Origin of the sequence: Gordonia sp. VNK21 (genome assembly GCF_046098115.1) — a bacterium.
Lineage (GTDB): Bacteria > Actinomycetota > Actinomycetes > Mycobacteriales > Mycobacteriaceae > Gordonia.
On the sequence record NZ_JBJURU010000006.1, the window covers coordinates 61,011 to 77,230 of the forward strand.

A 16,220-nucleotide genomic window follows, 5' to 3' on the forward strand; every position below is an offset into this window, starting at 1 on the left:
TCGAGCTCTTCGACCCGACCGAGCGAAGGACAGTTCGGCGGTGTCCGACGAGAGCCAGCCCATCTTCTCGAGCTTGCGGGCCACGGTGCAGCCGGGGGTGCCCTTGTCGATCACCAGCAGCGAGACGCCGGCGGCGCCGGGGCCGCCGGTGCGCACCGCCGTCACCACGAAGTCGGCGCGCACGGCCGAGGTGATGAAGGTCTTCGCGCCGTTGACGATGTAGTGGTCGCCGTCGCGGACGGCGCTGGTGCGCAGATGACCCACGTCGCTGCCGCCGCCGGGTTCGGTGATGGCCAGACTGCCGATCTTCTCGCCGGCCAGGGTGGGCCGCACCCAGGTGTCGATCTGCACCGGATCGCCGGCGGAGATCAGGTGCGGCAGGGCGATGCCGTTGGTGAACAGCGAGGCGAAGACGCCGCCGGCGGCGCCGCGGTAGTGCAACTCCTCGCACAGGATGGTCGCGTCCACCAGGTCGCCGCCGGAACCGCCGACGGCTTCCGGGACGCCCAGCCCGTACAGGCCGAGTTCGGCTGCGGCCCGGTGGGTTTCGCGCGGGATGAGTCCTTCCCGCTCCCACTGGTCCTGGAACGGCAGGATGTGCCGTTCGGTGAAGTCGCCGATCATGGCTCGCAGATCGCGCCGCTGCGGGCTGTCCCAGAGTTCGGAGGCGATGGGCATGAGGGTCCTCTCGTCGTCGGTGAAGTCGGTCGGCCCGGTGCTCAGGCGGGCAGGAAGCGGTCGGGCACCGGGACCAGGCGGGAGCGCAGCCATTCGGCCAGACCCTTGGCCTGCGGATCGAAGCGCACGTTCTCGGCGACGCCGCGGCCGAGGAGGCCCTCGATGACGAAGTTGATCGCCCGCAGGTTGGGCAGCCGGTAGCGGTGGACGGTCAGTCCGGCGGTCTCGGGCAGCAGTTCCTTGAGCTTCTCGACGGTCAGCAGCGCGTCCAGCCAGGCGTATTCGTCGTCGCTGCGGGCCCACAACCCCACGTTGGCGCTGCCGCCCTTGTCGCCGCTGCGGGCGCCGATCAGGGTGCCCAGCGGCAGGTCGGTGACCGGCCCCCAGTCGGCCGGTGCGGGTGCCGGATCGTCGACGTCGGCGACCGGCTCGGCGCGCAGCGGTGACGGCTCGATCCGCACCGAGACCCCGTGCGGCTGGACCACCACGTGTTCGGGCACGGCGGCATCGACGTAGCCGGGCTCGAAGACGCCGTACGGGGAGCCGTTTCCCGGAGGCGCGGTGAGCGAGAAGCCGGGGAAGCTCGCCAGCGCCAGCTCCACCGCGGCCGACGAGAACGGCCGGCCCACCACCGCCGGATCGGTGTCGCGGGCCACGCAGTGCAGGATGGCACTGGCCTGTTCCTCGGTGTCGGCGTCGGCCTGGTCGAGGCGGGCCAGATCCCAGGTCAGGTCGGCCGGCTGGGCCGGCAGGGCGGCCAGGAACTGCTGCTTGAACAGCTCGGCCTTCTCCTCGATGTTCAGGCCGGTCAGGATCACCCCGACCTCGTTTCGGATGCCGGCCAGGTGGTTCAGCGAGACCTTCACCGTGTCGGGCGGGTTCTCGCCGACCGCGGCCGAGACGGCCACCCGGTCGGGTCCGGCCTGGCTCAACGTCACCGAGTCGAGCCGGGCGGTCACATCCGGGTTCAGGTAGCGTGGCCCGCCCACCTCGTACAACAGCTGCGAGGTGACGGTGCCCACGGTCACCGCACCGCCGGTCCCCGCGTGCTTGGTGATCACCGACGAGCCGTCCTCGGCCACCTCGGCGATCGGGAATCCCAAGTGGCCCATGGGGATCTCGGTGAAGAAAGAGTAGTTTCCGCCGGTGGCCTGGGCCCCGCATTCGATCACGTGCCCGGCGATCACCGCCCCGGCCAGCCGGTCGAGGTCGCGGTAGCTCCAGTCGAAGGCAGAGGCGGCCGGCCCCACGGTGAGCGAGGCGTCGGTGACCCGGCCGGTCACCACCACGTCGGCCCCGGCGTCGAGTGCCTTCTTGATACCGAAGGCCCCGAGATAGGCGTTGGCGGTCAGTGGATTCCCCAGGCCGAGCTGCTGGGCGCGCTCGGAGAGATCGTCACCGGCGACGAAGGCGATCTGGGCGTCGACGTTCAGTTCGGCGGCGAGTTCACGCAGGGCCACGGCCAGCCCGTGCGGGTTGAGTCCACCGGCGTTGGTGACGATCTTGACGTCGCGGTCCAGGGCCAGCGCCAGATTCTCCTTCATCTGGCGCAGGAAGGTCTTGGCGTAGCCGCCGGACGGGTTCTTCATCTTGTCGCGGCCCAGGATGAGCATGGTCAGCTCGGCCAGATAGTCGCCGGTGAGGTAGTCCAGGTCACCGCCTTCGAGCATCTCGCGCACCGCGCTGAAGCGGTCGCCGTAGAAGCCTGAGGCGTTGCCTATCCGTACTGCCTGGGTCATGGTTCCTCCTGTGCGGCGGTGGCCGGCGGATGTGGATGCGGGGAGTGCGATGGGGCGGGTCGGCCAGGGCCGGGCCGCCCGGGACGGTCAGAGCTGCGCCGCGGGCGGGCGGCCGCCGCCGGGCGGGCCGGCGAAGCATTGGGCGATCCCGGCCCAGCGGACGGTCTCGTCGCCGATCAGGGTCAGCTGCAGGTCGGCGAGGTTCCGGCGCTGGGTGGCCAGCGCACAGAGGTCGACGGCCGGTCCGCGCACCACGTCCGGGGCATCGTCGGGACCCCAGGTCCAGAGTCGTCCGGACGGTGCGGTGATCTCGTAGCGGAACGGCGCGGCCGGCGGCGTGAGTCCGTTGACCAGGTAGGCGAAGTCGCGGGTCCGCACCGCCAGGTGCACCACCGCCCGGATCCGGTCGCTGTCGGCGCGCTCGATGCCCAGGGCGTCGGCCACGTCCAGGCCGTGCGCCCAGGTCTCCATCAACCGTGCCGAGACCATCGAGGCCGCCGACATCGGGGGCCCGAACCAGGGCAGCTTGACCCCGTCGGGGACGGCCGCCAGGGCCTCGGCGAGTTCGGCGCGGGTGGCCCGCCAATCGGCCATCACCCCGTCCTGGGGGCGCGCCGCCTCCGCAGCGGCCGCGGTGTCGACGTAGCGCTCCACGTCGTCGCCGGCCAGCACCTTGTCGATGGCGGTGGTGAACTGGTCGGGGCGGGCGGCGGAGAGCGCCGCCATCCGGTCGGTCCACAGCAGGTGGCCGATCTGATGTGCAACGGTCCAGCCCACCGCCGGTGTCGGCGTGGCCCACTGCCGGGCGTCCAGGCCGGCCACCATCGCGTCCAGAGCGGCGGACTCGGCGTCGAGATCTGCCAGGAGGTCGGTCATCAGGCTCACAGGTCGAGCCTCACACAGACCCTTAAAGAAATCAAGCATGAATGATTGTTTATTGCGGAGACGGCGGCCGCGCGGTACCGCCGGTGATCGCCGGACCGGTCAGACGTCGAATCGGGCTCCGGCGGTGGCGTGCGCCAGCAGCAGCGAACCGTCGTAGAGATCGGCGGCGAAGAGCGACAGGCGCCGGCCCAGCTTGATCGGGGTGATCCGCACCGTCACCTCACGGCCGTCCACGGCCGGGGAACGCAGGAAGTCGATGGTGAAGTCGACGAGCTGATAGCCGGCACCGGGACGGGTGTGCCACTGCGCGCCGAACGAGATGCCCTGGGCCACAGCCGCGGCGATCACCCCGCCGTGCATGGTGCCCATGACATTTCCCTCCCACGGCGCGGTGGCGCAGTGCACCTCCGGAGCGTCGTCGACGATCTGCAGGCGCATGCCCAGCAGCTCGGCGATCCGGCCGGCCGGCAGTTCCCCGGCGGCGATCGCCTCGATCACCGTCCGGCCCGGCAGCGCCGGATCGGGTGCGGCGACAGCCGGCAGCTGATCGGCGGGCACCGGCTCGGCCAGGTCGAAGTGCTCGGCCTCGTTCTCCACCGACCGGCCCACCCGCACGTTGCGGGCCGAGCCGGTGCACAGCAGGCGCCCGTCCCGGCCGGCGATGTCCACCGCCGTCAGCCCGTAGCCCGGGGAGGTCATCCGCAGCCGGGCGGTCGCCTCGAGCACCTCGTCGGTCTCGGGCCGGTCGAGCATGGACATCGACAGCCGGGCCTGCATGGACGACTCTGGCGCGGCGGTGTAGAAGGCGACGCCGCCGATGTCGTCGAAGAGCACCGTCAGCGCCGGCAGGTCGATCAGTCCGCGATGGTCGGTCAGCCCCGATCCGAGCTTCTGCACCATCTCGGCCAGGGCCGATCCCGGCGTGCGTCCCACGGAGAAGGCTTCGAACGGGTCGGCGGGAAGGTGACTGCTCATGACCGTCAGTCTTTCAGTGCCGCTTCGCCGGGGTACCGGCGGGCCGGTGCCGCCGCCGCGGTTAGGGTCGGTTGATGGACTTCCGTGTCGAAGACATCACCCAGGAGGAGATCGACCGGCGGCTCGCCGTGGTCGAGCCGCTCACCGATGCCGTCCGCGATCTGGTCGATGCGGTCATCCGCAGCACCGTCGACGACGAGGCGCTCAGCGCCGCTCGCGGACGGATCGAGGAGGTGACCGCGACGCTGCGCACGCAGCAGCGGGAGGGCTCCTTCGGAACCCCGTTCACACCCGAGTTCGTCGGCATGCCGTGGGGCAACGCCGTTGTGGGCGCCCGCAACGCGCTCGCTCCTCCGCTGCGCATCGACCAGGAGGCCGGCGGGATCGCGCACTGCCGGATGACTCTCGGCGCCGCCTACGAGGGCCCCGGCGGCTGCGTCCACGGCGGGGTCGCGGCGATGCTGCTCGACCAGCTGTGCGGAGAGGCCGCCGCGGTGGAGGGCGTGCCCAGTTTCACCGGCACCCTGACCGTCAAGTACCTGCACCCGCTGCCGCTGAACGCCCCGCTGCGCGGCCGTGCCGAGGTGACCCGGCGGGAGGGCCGCAAGACCTTCGTCGGCGCCACCCTGGCCGACGCCGACGGGGTCGCCGTGCAGGCGGAGGCGATCATGATCGCCCCCAGGGGATTCGAGCTGCCCACCGAGTAGAGTCCGGGCAGCAGCCGTCGAGACAGGATGGAGGTCCGCCGTCATGTGCGCCACCGGGACCGGCGATGAGGCTCCCACGCCCCTCAACCCCCCAGCCCAGAACCCCGCGCCTGCGGATGCCGAACCCTTCAGCACCGCCGAGGCCGCCCGAGTCCGGGCCTTCGCCGACGAGCTCGGCCTGCCGGGTCTGATCGACGTGCACACCCACTTCATGCCGGCCCGGGTGCTGAACAAGGTGTGGGCGTACTTCGATTCCGCGGGGCCGATGCTCGGCCGCGAGTGGCCGATCACCTACCGGGCCGAGGAGGAACGACGGGTCGCCGCGCTCCGCGACTTCGGAGTGCTGGCCTTCTCGTCGATGATCTATCCGCACAAGCCGGAGATGGCCGCCTGGCTCAACTCCTGGGCGGCCGGCTTCGCCGCCGCACACCCGGACTGCCTGCAGACGGCCACCTTCTACCCCGAACCCGGCGCCGAGCAGTACGTGGCCCAGGCCATCGCGGCCGGGGCCCGGATCTTCAAGTCGCACATACAGGTCGGCGACTACTCCCCCGACGATCCGCTGCTGACCGGTGTCTGGGCACAGCTCGAGCAGGCACAGATTCCGGTGGTCATCCACTGCGGCTCCGGCCCGGCCCCGGGGCGGTACACCGGCCCCGAGCCGGTGCGCCGGGTGCTCGCGGAGTTCCCGCGGCTGCCGCTGATCGTCGCACATATGGGCACCCCCGAGTACGCCGACTTCCTCGACCTGGCCGAGGAGTTCGAGAACGTGCGCCTGGACACCACGATGAGTTTCACCGACTTCTCCGAGGAGTCGGCGCCGTATCCCCGCGAGCTGCTGCCCCGGGTGCGCGCTCTGGGACACAAGATCCTCTTCGGCAGCGACTTCCCGAACATCCCCTACTCGTACCGGCACGCACTGGACGCATGCGCCCGGCTGGACCTGGGACCGGATTGGTTGCGCGCGGTGTGCCACGACAACGCCGCCGCCCTCTTCGGCCTCCCCGGGAGCCCGCACACGCAGGGATGACCGTTCCCCGCGCAGCAAACTGAAACGTGTTCTAGTCTCGGTGACATGGCCGACACCGTGACACAGCTTCTCGCCGAGCGCAGCGACGACGACAACCCCGCGATCATCACCGACGACGGGCGGTGGACCTGGCGCGAGTACATCGACGCCGCCCGCCGCAGCGCCGCCACCGTCCTCGCCGACGCCGACTCCGCCCGCCCGATGCACATCGGCACCCTGCTCGCCAACGGCCCCACCATGCTCATCGCCCTGGCCGCCGGCGCCCTCGGCGGCTACGTGACGGTGGGCCTGAACAACACCCGGCGGGGACAGGCCCTCGCCGACGACATCGCCCGATCCGAATGCCAGCTCGTGCTGACCGACGACGAGCACCTGCCGCTGCTCGACGGACTGGACCTGAGCGGTGTGCGCGTGGTCAACACCTCGTCGGCCGAGTGGGCGCAGCGCCTGGCTCAGGCCGGCGAGCTCGTTCCGCACTCGGTGCCCGGTCCGCTCGATCCGTTCATGCTGATCTTCACCTCGGGCACCAGCGGAAATCCGAAGCCGGTTCGCTTCGCGCACATGATGATTCCGTTCGCCGGGCCCACTCTGGTGGAGAAGTTCTCGGTGACCTCCGACGACATCTGCTATCTGTCGATGCCGCTGTTCCACTCAGCGGCCCTTCTCGGCGGGTACTGCGTCGCCCTGATCTCCGGGGCCGCGATGGTGCCGGCGCGGTTCTCCGCGTCGACCTTCCTCGACGATGTGCGCCGCTTCGGCGTGACCTACCTGCACTACGTCGGCAAACCGCTGGCCTACATCCTGGCCACCCCGGAGCGGCCCGACGACGCCGACACCACTCTGCGCGCCGCCTTCGGGAACGAGGCCGCCACCCGGGACATCGACGAGTTCAGCCGCCGCTTCGGGTGCGACGTCTGGGACGGCTACGGCTCCACCGAACTCGCGGTGATCATCACCCGCGAGCCGGGCACCCCGGACGGCTCCATCGGCAAGGGCTTCCCCGAAGTGGCCATCTACGACCCGGCCACGATCACCGAATGCGCCGTCGCCGAGTTCGACGAGAACGGCGCGCTGATCAACGCCGCCGAGGCCGTCGGCGAGCTGGTCAACACCGAGGGCGGCGGCCTGTTCAACGGCTATCACAACGACCCGGCGGCCACCGCCGAGCGACTGCACGACGGCATGTACTGGTCGGGCGATCTGGCGTACCGGGATGCCGACGGCTGGATCTACCTGGCCGGCCGCAGCGGCGACTGGCTGCGGGTGGACGGCGAGAACATGGCCGCCGCACCCATCGAACGCATCCTCGAGCGTCATCCGGCGATCAGCCGGGTGGCGGTCTACGCCGTCCCCGACGAGACCGTCGGCGACGCGGTGATGGCATCGATGGTGCTGCGCGACGAGACCTCACTGACCCCCGACGAGCTCACCGAATTCCTTGCCGCACAGCCCGATCTGTCACCGAAGGCGTGGCCGCGCCACGTCCGGATCGCCGACGATCTGCCGACCACCGCGACCAACAAGATCCTCAAGCGTCAGCTCAAATCCGAGGGACTGCAGGCCGGCGAGGATCTGCTGTGGGCACGCGAGCCGCGCTCGCGCGAGTACCACCCGCTCTGAGGATCCGACGCCGGACCGACCTCCGACGACGACGGCGCCCCGGCCCTGCAGGGGCCGGGGCGCCGTTGCGCGTCGCTACGGGAAGGTCAGAGCGCTTCGAGGAGCTCGCGTGCGAGGCGGGCGGTCTCGCTCGGCGTCTTGCCGACCTTCACGCCCGCGGCCTCGAGGGCCTCCTTCTTGGCCTGCGCGGTGCCGGAGCTGCCCGAGACGATGGCGCCGGCGTGGCCCATGGTCTTGCCCTCCGGGGCGGTGAAGCCGGCCACGTAGCCGACGACCGGCTTGGTGACGTTGGCCTTGACGTAGTCCGCGGCCCGCTCCTCGGCGTCGCCGCCGATCTCACCGATCATCACGATCACCTTGGTCTCCGGATCCTTCTCGAAGGCCTCGATCGCGTCGATGTGGGTGGTGCCGATGACCGGGTCGCCGCCGATGCCGATAGCGGTGGAGAAGCCGAGGTCACGCAGCTCGTACATCATCTGGTAGGTCAGGGTGCCCGACTTGGAGACCAGACCGATGGGGCCCTTGCCGGTGATGTTGGCCGGGGTGATGCCCACCAGCGACTCGCCCGGGGTGATGATGCCGGGGCAGTTGGGGCCGATGATCCGGGTCTTGGCGCCCTTGTCGACGTTGTAGGCCCAGGCGTAGGCGGAGTCCTGCACCGGAATGCCCTCGGTGATGACCACCAGCAGCGGGATCTCCGCGTCGATGGCCTCGATGATGGCGTCCTTGGAGAAGGCCGGCGGGACGAAGGCGATCGAGGTGTCGGCCCCGGTCTTCTCCATCGCCTCGGCGACGCTGCCGAAGACCGGCAGTTCGACGGAGTTGCCGTCGGCGTCGACGTGGCTCACCGTGGTGCCGGCCTTGCGGGCGTTCACGCCGCCGACGACGTTGGTGCCGGCCTTGAGCATCAGGGCGGTGTGCTTGGTGCCCTCGCCGCCGGTGATGCCCTGGACGATGACCTTGTTGCTCTTGTTGAGGTAGATCGACATTGGTGCGGCTCCCTTACTTGCTCGCCAGTTCGGCGGCCTTGTCGGCGCCTTCGTCCATGGTCTGTGCCAGCGTGACCAGCGGGTGGTTGGCGTCGGCCAGGATCTTCCGGCCCTCCTCCACCTTGTTGCCGTCGAGCCGGACGACGAGCGGCTTGCTGGCCGCGTCGCCGAGCTTGCCCAGGGCGCCGACGATGCCGTTGGCCACCGCGTCACAGGCGGTGATGCCGCCGAAGACGTTCACGAACACGCTCTTGACCTGCTCGTCGCCCAGGATGACGTCGAGACCGGCGGCCATGACCTCGGCCGAGGCGCCGCCGCCGATGTCGAGGAAGTTGGCCGGCTTGACGCCGCCGTGGTTCTCGCCGGCGTAGGCGACCACGTCCAGGGTGGACATGACCAGGCCCGCGCCGTTGCCGATGATGCCGACCTGGCCGTCGAGCTTGACGTAGTTGAGGTCGTTCTCCTTGGCCTTGAGCTCGAGCGGATCGGTCGCGTCCTTGTCCTCGAACTCAGCGTGACCGGGCTGGCGGAAGTCGGCGTTCTCGTCGAGCGTCACCTTGCCGTCGAGGGCGAGGATCTGATCGTCGGGGGTGCGCACCAGCGGGTTGACCTCCACCAGGGTGGCGTCTTCGGCGACGAAGACCTCCCACAGCTTGGCGATGGTCACGGCCGCGGCGTCGAGGACCTCGGCCGGCAGGTGGCCCTGCTCGGCGATACTGCGCGCGGTCGCCAGGTCGACGCCCTTGACGGCGTCGACGGGCACCTTCGCGAGACGATCGGGCTTGGTCGCCGCGACCTCTTCGATCTCCATGCCGCCTTCCACCGAGCACATGGCCAGGTAGGTGCGGTTGGCGCGATCGAGCAGGAAGGAGATGTAGTACTCCTCGGCGATGTCACTGGCCTCGGCGACCAGAAGCTTCTTGACGATGTGGCCCTTGATGTCCAGACCGAGGATGTTGTCGGCGTTGGTCTGCGCCTCGTCGGGGTTGGCGGAGAACTTCACGCCGCCGGCCTTGCCACGCCCGCCGACCTTGACCTGAGCCTTGATCATCACAGGCTTGCCGATCTCCTCGGCGATTGCCCGTGCGTCGGCTGCGGTATCGGTCACCCGGCCCGGTGTGGTGGGTACCCCATGCTTGGCGAACAGTTCCTTCGCCTGGTATTCGAAGAGATCCATTCAAGCTCACCATCTGATGTGTTGCGGAACGCCCGCTCGGGTAAAGCGGGCCGCATCGGACTTTAGTCTCATCGTGATCCGGGCAGTCGACACCCTCCCCGTTGTGCGCCATCTCACTGCCCGGCGCGTCATGTTGTTACTCGCCGGTCAGGCCGTTGTGTGCGCCACTTCGGAACTGTGGAGTCCCCCGAAAGGTGGACGGATCACCGGTGCTTTCGCTACCGTTCATGAGGTTGGTAACAAGATGGTCACGACCATCTGCACGATCGAAGGTGAACGACTTGTCCGTACGCAGCGACTCCCGGGTCTCAGCGAACGCCGGCAGCACCCGCTCCGGGAGCGCGGCCGGAACCGTCGATGCCGCCGGAGTCTCCGCCGCGGCCACCCGCGACTTCCCGGTCCCGCCGCGGTCGGTCCGGGTGGGCCTGAGTGCGCAGCGCTCGGCCACCGAGTCCGCCGTCCGTCGCACGGCCGCCGCCCACGACCCGGCGGCCCGGGTGTCGATCGCCCAGAGCTCGGGCACCCGGACTTCGAGCACCCCGATGCTGACCGTCAAAGACCTCACCGAACGGGTCGGCGCCGCCGAGACCACCCTGGACACCCCCGTGGTGGTCACGGCCGGGGAACTGACCGGGACGGCCACGGCCGGCGAGGCCGAGATCGAGGCCACCACGCCGGAGGAACCTCCGGTCCCCACCAAGCCCCGCGGCGGCAAGCGCGCCAAGCACGCCGTCTCTCCGCCCGCCGCGATCCGCACCCGCGCCGCCCTGGTGGCCGTGGCCGCCGGAGCCGGCGCCGTGGCGATCAGCGGTTCGGTGTCCGACGACGGGACCGCCGCACAGGCGCCCGCTCAGAGCCCCGCGCAGGCGCCCACCCCCGCCCTGGCTGCCGGCAGCACCGACATCGGCGGCGGCGTGACCGCGGCCGACAGCCGGGCCGACATGAGCGGGTTCACCTCCCAGCTGTCCGCGGGCAAGACCCTCGCCGCGCAGCGCAAGGCCGCCGAGAACGCCAAGAAGGCTCCGCTGTTCTCACCCCCGCTCACCGGCAACTATTCGTTCACCTCCGGTTTCGGCGGCCGCTGGGGCAGCTTCCACGGCGGCCTGGATCTGGCCGCCCCGCTGGGCACCCCCATCCACTCGGTCTCCGACGGCGTGGTGGTCGAGGCCGGGCCCGCCTCCGGCTACGGCAACTGGGTACAGGTGAAGATGTCCGACGGCACCATCGTCATGTACGGCCACATGGCCTCCTCGGGGGTGCTGGTGCACGAGGGCCAGAAGGTCACCGCCGGTGATGTGATCGCCCTGGTCGGCTCCGAGGGCTTCTCCACCGGCCCGCACGTGCACCTCGAAGTCTGGAAGCACGGCATGAAGACCGATCCGGCGCCGTGGCTGGCTTCCAAGGGCATCCGCCTCAAGGCGTACACGGGATAACTCCCCCGGCATCCCCCCCGCCGGGATCACCTATCTGGCCGCCCGGCCGGACTCGTCGAGCGGGCGCATCGCCTGACCGCTGCGACCGTCGGCCTCCGCACCGGTTAGCCGATCACGCCCCGTCGATCACAGTTTCTCGCCGGGCAGTCCCCCGAGAGTGAGCAGGGTGACCCGGCCGACGTTGCCGCCGAAATCGAAGGTGATCTGTTCGGTGGGACCTGCTCCCTGCTTCGCCACGGCCTTGCCCATCCCGTACTTGGGGTGGTTGATGCGGTCGCCGATCTCGTAGTGCTCCATCGTGTTCCGCGACCGTCCGGCTCCGGACGAGCCGAAACCGAAAGCGCCCGAGGACTTTCCGAACGACGATCCGAAGGACGATCCCGGCGAGGATCCGAAGCCGCGTTCGCTCCGCCTGGGCTCGGTGCGATGCCATTCGATCAGATGCTGCGGGATCTCTTGCAGGAAGCGTGATTCCGGGTTCGCCACCGGCTGCCCCCAGGAAGCTCGGGTCAGCGCCCTGGTGACGAACAGCCTGCGCCGGGCGCGGGTGATGCCCACGTACGCGAGCCGTCGCTCCTCATTGAGCTCGTCCGGATCGCCGAGGGCCCGCATATGCGGGAACTGGCCGTCCTCCCAGCCGGTGACGAAGACGATCGGGAACTCCAGACCCTTCGCCGTGTGCAGCGTCATCAGGGTGACCACGCCCTCGTCGTCCTCGGGCAGCTGGTCGGCATCGGCGACCAGCGAGACCTTCTCCAGGAAGGCGGTGAGCGAACCGGGTTCGGCCTCGCCCTCCTCGGCGGGTGCCGGCGCATCCGGATCTGCGGAGGCGTCCTCATCCTCCCGCTGTGCGGCTTCGAGACTGAAGTCCTGAGCCACGGCCACCAGTTCGTTGATGTTGTCCAGCCGGGCCCCGTCCTGCGGATCGTTGGACGCCTCGAGTTCGGCCCGATAGCCGGTGCGGTCGACGATGGCCTCGACCAGTTCACCGATGTCGGCCCCCTCGGTCGAGGCGTCGGCGACCGCGGTCTCCCCCTCGCCGGGCTCGTCGGCGAAGGCCAGCAGATAGTCCCGGCGCAGCCCCTCGATGAGGTCGACGAAGCCGCTGATCTGTTTGACGGCCCGGGTGTTCAGCAGCGCCACGGTGCCGGCCGCGGCGTCGAGCAGCGCCTGATAGAAGCTCACGCCCAGATTCTCGGCGTGCACCGCCACGCAGGCCTCGGCGCGGGCGCCGATACCGCGGCGCGGGGTGTTGAGGATGCGCCGCAGACTCACCGAATCGTCGGGGTTGGCCACCACCCGCAGGTAGGCGACGATGTCGCGCACCTCTCTGCGTTCGTAGAACTTGGTGCCGCCGACCACCTTGTACGGGATGCCGTGCCGGACGAAGACCTCTTCGATGGGCCGCGAGCCGGTGTTGGTGCGGTAGAAGACGGCGATGTCGCCGTAGCCGGCCTTGGCCGGACCGCCCACCGAGGTGTCGACGAGTTCCTCGATCTGGCGGGCGATGAACTGCGCCTCGTCGCGATCGGAGTCGGCCACGTAGCCGACGATCAGGTCGCCGTCGCCGGTGTCCGTCCACAGCTTCTTCTCGCGCCGGTTGGGGTTGCGCGCGATGACGGCGTTCGCCGCCTCCAGGATGGTCTGGGTGGAGCGGTAGTTCTGTTCCAGCAGAATGGTTTCCGCGTCCGGATAGTCCCGCTCGAACTCCTCGATGTTGCGGATGGTGGCCCCGCGGAAAGCGTAGATGGACTGGTCGGCGTCACCCACCACGCACAGTTCCGACGGGGTGAGACCGTCGTCGTCCGGCTCTTCGCCGACCAGTTCGCGCACCAGCACATACTGCGCGTGGTTGGTGTCCTGGTACTCGTCGATCAGCACGTGCCGGAAGCGCCGCCGGTAGTACTGCGCCACCTGCGGATGTCGTTGCAGCAGCGCGACGGTCTCGCCGATCAGATCGTCGAAGTCGAAGGCATTGGCCGCGGCCAGCCGTCGCTGGTACTCGTCGTAGATGCGCACGATGGCTTCGGCGGCCGGTCCACCGGTCTCACCGTCGCCGTCGGCCGCCACCTGCGCGGCGGCCTCCTCCGGATCGATGAGCTCGTTCTTGTAGTTGGAGATCACCGTGCCCACGCCGCGCGGGCTGAACTTCTTGGGGTCGAGGTCCAGGTCGCGCACGATCATCCCGAGCAGGCGGCGCGAATCGTCGGCGTCGTAGATGGAGAAGTTGGAGTTGCGGCGGCCGAGCAGTGCGGACTGGGCGCGCAGGATCCGCACGCAGGTGGAGTGGAAGGTGGACACCCACATGTAGGCGCCGCGCGGACCCACCAGCTCGATGACGCGTTCACGCATCTCGGCGGCGGCCTTGTTGGTGAAGGTGATGGCCAGGATCTGGGCCGGGGAGACGTCGCGGGCGGCCAGCAGGTAGGCGATGCGGCGGGTCAGGACCGCCGTCTTGCCGCTGCCGGCCCCGGCCACGATCAGCAGCGGTCCGCCGGTGTGCAGCACTGCGGCGCGCTGCTGCGGGTTGAGGCCGTCCAGGAGCTGATCAGTCGTCGTCGTCATCGCTCGTCCAATCTACCGCGCGCCCCCGACAGCCCGCCTAAGGTGCGAAGGCGCCGACGATCGGCTCGCCCACCCGGCCGGCCCCGGTGTGCAGGGCCAGCCCCGGGGTGAGCGGGGTGAGTTCGAGCGTCTGGCCGCGCCCGGACAGCTGCACGTAGAGCGAATGCAAGCCGGCCTGGACCGGCACCTGCAGTTGGTCGCGGCCCAGCCGCACCGCGATCTCACCGGAGCGGTCGGCGCAGTAGCTCAGGCCCACCGTCCAGGTCCACTCGATCACCTGACCGGACAGGGTCAACTCCGCCGGGCCGTCGGGCGGCCGCCCGCACGAGCCGGGCCCGGCGGGAATCTCACGCACCGGCGAGACCGCCCCGGGCACCAGCCGGCCGTTGCTGTCGAGCACCCACAGCTCGTCGGTGTGCCGGCCGAAGCGCGGCCGCTGCGGCAGCCGCCCGAAGACCCGGCTGATCTGGTTGTACGGGTACGCCATCGGGCTGAGCACCTCCAGCGGCACCGGCTGGTCGAACATGACCAGGCCGGGGTGCGCGGACAGTTCGCCGGCGGCGGTGGACAGGTAGGCGCCGGTGGGGTCGTCGCGCCACGACCGGGAGAAGGTGGCCGTGCTCGCCAGCGACGATGCGATCAGTGTGAGCATTACCAGGACGCCCACGCCCTGCCGGATCCGCGGGCGGGCGGGGGCCGCCGCGGTGCGCGCCGGGGCGGCACCGGTGAAGGCGATCGCCAGGGCCAGCACCAGAGCGGTGTCGGGCAGATAGCGCAGAGTCTGCGCCAGCTCGAGCGCGGTGCCGGCACTGGACCGGTTCCACATCACCGGCAGCTGCGCACCGATCGCGTACACCACCGCGCACACCCACACCGCGCCGGCGCCGCGGCGGCGGCGCACGGCCAGCGCCACCGCGCCGATCGCCAGGACCCAGCCCACCGCGATCAAGGCGGCCGGCGGCATCCCCATAGGCGGCGACGGAATCCAGCGGTCCCAGAACCAGGGCCCGCCGGCCAGCGCCGGCACGATCCCCTCGTGCACGCTCCGCCACACCAGCGCCGCGGTCTGGCTCAGGGTGTGATCGCCGGCGGTGACCCCGGAGAAGGCCAGGTACAGCACCGCCCAGGCCAGGAAGATCAGCAGCAGCGGCAGCCACAGCGCCCGGCCCCGCCGCCAGCACACCGACAGCAGCGGTGCGCTCCCGGCGTCGGGCCGCTGCCGGTCCAGGTGCACCGCCAGCAGGGCGGCGGCCACCGCCACCGGCGCGATGAGCAGCGACTTCTCGAAGAAGAGGAGGGCGAGGACGAACGCCGCCAGCGCCCCGGCGACCAGCCGGCGACGGCGGGCGGCGGGAACGTCGGGGCGCATCAGCAGCACGGCGGCGGCCACCACCACGGCCATGCCGGCCTGCAGCGGCAGACTGTTCAGGCCGGCCGACCACCAGGTGAACGCCGGCAGCGTCATCGGGACGAACAGATAGCAGGCCAGCGCCGCCAGACCGATGCGCGGTGCCCGCGGGGCCACCACGGTGATCATCCGCCAGACCGCCAGTGAGGCGAGCAGCTGCAGCAGCACCAGCGTCAGCGCCGGCAGCCACCACTGCAGCGGAGCCGCGAGCGTACTCAGCCCGGCGATCAGGAAGGCGCCGGGCATGAAGTGACCGTCGTGGCTGTGACCGAGGTAGCCCCAGCTGAGGACCGGATGGTCGGTGCTGCGGCCGATCAGGATCAGATCGTCCCAGTAGAAGTCGCCCCGGGCGGCCACGATCGTCCGCACGATCAGGGCGGCGACGATCAGCGTCGCCGCGGCGACGGTGGTTCGGGTGGGACGGGCCATCGCCCCAGTGTCTCGCACCAGCCGCGGCATACGACGTTCGGCCGGGTGATCCCGGCGTGGCAGAATCGATAACCGTGAGTGAGCAGGAAACCCATGGCCGGGAGGCGGCCGACGAGCCGGCCGTCGATCTGTCGGCGTACGACCTCGGCAGCGATGTGAGTGACCTGCCCGACGACATCGACGCGCTGCGCGGCGAGATCGACCGGATGGATGCGATGATTCTGGCCGCGATCCAGCGGCGGTCGGCGGTGTCGAAGAAGATCGGTGCCGCCCGGATGGCGGCCGGCGGTCCCCGGCTGGTGCACAGCCGGGAGATGAAGGTCCTCGAACGCTTCTCCGCCCTCGGCGGTTCCGAAGGGCACACGCTGGCCATGCTGCTGCTGCGGCTGGGCCGCGGACCGCTCGGTCGCTGACCGCCCACTCGCCGGCTGAGCCGGATCGGGCACGACGGTCCCGGCCGTCGCCACGGACGGGTGTGACCCCGGTCAGCGGGTACGGCCGCGGCGCGCCCGGTACCAGCGGACCAGCTCATCGGTCGACGCATCTGGCAGCGGGGCCGGCGAGGCCTCGTCGACCAGGTCGGGG

At 70.3% G+C, this 16,220-nt stretch carries 13 protein-coding genes; 5 read left to right on the top strand and 8 right to left on the bottom strand.

From position 1 onward, the window contains the following. The 4 genes from ACJMNC_RS08135 to ACJMNC_RS08150 form a co-directional block, all read right to left on the bottom strand. The coding region (locus ACJMNC_RS08135) for an acyl-CoA dehydrogenase family protein (protein WP_408947442.1) at nucleotides 1-678 on the bottom strand (678 nt) is incomplete at its 3' end. A gap of 41 nt (nucleotides 679-719) precedes the next feature. Further along, nucleotides 720-2,417, bottom strand: coding sequence for an acyclic terpene utilization AtuA family protein (locus tag ACJMNC_RS08140; RefSeq protein WP_408947443.1), 1,698 nt, complete (start codon nucleotides 2,415-2,417; stop codon nucleotides 720-722). 87 nt (nucleotides 2,418-2,504) lie between these two features. Beyond that, complete coding sequence (locus ACJMNC_RS08145; RefSeq protein ID WP_408947444.1) at nucleotides 2,505-3,293, bottom strand: TIGR03084 family metal-binding protein; 789 nt, start codon at nucleotides 3,291-3,293, stop codon at nucleotides 2,505-2,507. Between the two features lie 108 nt (nucleotides 3,294-3,401). Further along, nucleotides 3,402-4,277, bottom strand: coding sequence for a PaaI family thioesterase (locus ACJMNC_RS08150; protein WP_408947445.1), 876 nt, complete (start codon nucleotides 4,275-4,277; stop codon nucleotides 3,402-3,404). A gap of 74 nt (nucleotides 4,278-4,351) precedes the next feature. Between ACJMNC_RS08150 and ACJMNC_RS08155 the strand changes: the two genes are divergently transcribed. The 3 genes from ACJMNC_RS08155 to fadD1 are packed head-to-tail and all read left to right on the top strand — an operon-like array spanning nucleotide 4,352 to nucleotide 7,634. Next, on the top strand, nucleotides 4,352-4,984 hold the full coding sequence (locus ACJMNC_RS08155; RefSeq protein ID WP_408947446.1) for a PaaI family thioesterase: 633 nt from the start codon (nucleotides 4,352-4,354) through the stop codon (nucleotides 4,982-4,984). Nucleotides 4,985-5,027: 43 nt separating this feature from the next. Further along, the gene (locus tag ACJMNC_RS08160; RefSeq protein ID WP_408947447.1) at nucleotides 5,028-6,014 is read left to right on the top strand and encodes an amidohydrolase family protein; all 987 of its coding nucleotides are present in this window, start codon (nucleotides 5,028-5,030) and stop codon (nucleotides 6,012-6,014) included. A 45-nt stretch (nucleotides 6,015-6,059) separates the two neighbouring features. Next, nucleotides 6,060-7,634 (top strand): fatty-acid--CoA ligase FadD1, encoded by a 1,575-nt coding sequence (gene fadD1, locus ACJMNC_RS08165; protein WP_408947448.1) that lies wholly within the window; start codon nucleotides 6,060-6,062, stop codon nucleotides 7,632-7,634. A gap of 86 nt (nucleotides 7,635-7,720) precedes the next feature. Here the strand turns inward: fadD1 and sucD are convergent, their stop codons facing one another. Both sucD and sucC read right to left on the bottom strand, forming a co-directional pair. Beyond that, nucleotides 7,721-8,623, bottom strand: coding sequence for a succinate--CoA ligase subunit alpha (gene sucD, locus ACJMNC_RS08170; protein ID WP_408947449.1), 903 nt, complete (start codon nucleotides 8,621-8,623; stop codon nucleotides 7,721-7,723). A gap of 13 nt (nucleotides 8,624-8,636) precedes the next feature. Further along, nucleotides 8,637-9,800, bottom strand: a complete 1,164-nt coding sequence (gene sucC, locus ACJMNC_RS08175) for an ADP-forming succinate--CoA ligase subunit beta (protein WP_408947450.1) — start codon at nucleotides 9,798-9,800, stop codon at nucleotides 8,637-8,639. Between the two features lie 281 nt (nucleotides 9,801-10,081). On the opposite strand from sucC, the gene ACJMNC_RS08180 reads away from it, so the two are divergent. Then, nucleotides 10,082-11,233 carry a M23 family metallopeptidase gene (locus tag ACJMNC_RS08180; protein WP_408947451.1) on the top strand — a complete coding sequence of 384 codons (1,152 nt, stop codon included), beginning with the start codon at nucleotides 10,082-10,084 and terminating at the stop codon, nucleotides 11,231-11,233. Between the two features lie 126 nt (nucleotides 11,234-11,359). On the opposite strand, the gene ACJMNC_RS08185 is transcribed toward ACJMNC_RS08180, so the two are convergent. Further along, nucleotides 11,360-13,798, bottom strand: coding sequence for a UvrD-helicase domain-containing protein (locus tag ACJMNC_RS08185; protein ID WP_408947452.1), 2,439 nt, complete (start codon nucleotides 13,796-13,798; stop codon nucleotides 11,360-11,362). A gap of 37 nt (nucleotides 13,799-13,835) precedes the next feature. Further along, entirely contained in the window at nucleotides 13,836-15,635 is a 1,800-nt protein-coding gene (locus tag ACJMNC_RS08190; protein ID WP_408947453.1) for a hypothetical protein, read from the bottom strand. Between the two features lie 74 nt (nucleotides 15,636-15,709). Here ACJMNC_RS08190 and ACJMNC_RS08195 point away from each other — a divergent pair, with 74 nt between their 5' ends. Continuing rightward, nucleotides 15,710-16,048 (top strand): chorismate mutase, encoded by a 339-nt coding sequence (locus ACJMNC_RS08195; RefSeq protein WP_408947454.1) that lies wholly within the window; start codon nucleotides 15,710-15,712, stop codon nucleotides 16,046-16,048. The last annotated feature ends 172 nt before the right edge of the window (nucleotides 16,049-16,220 follow it).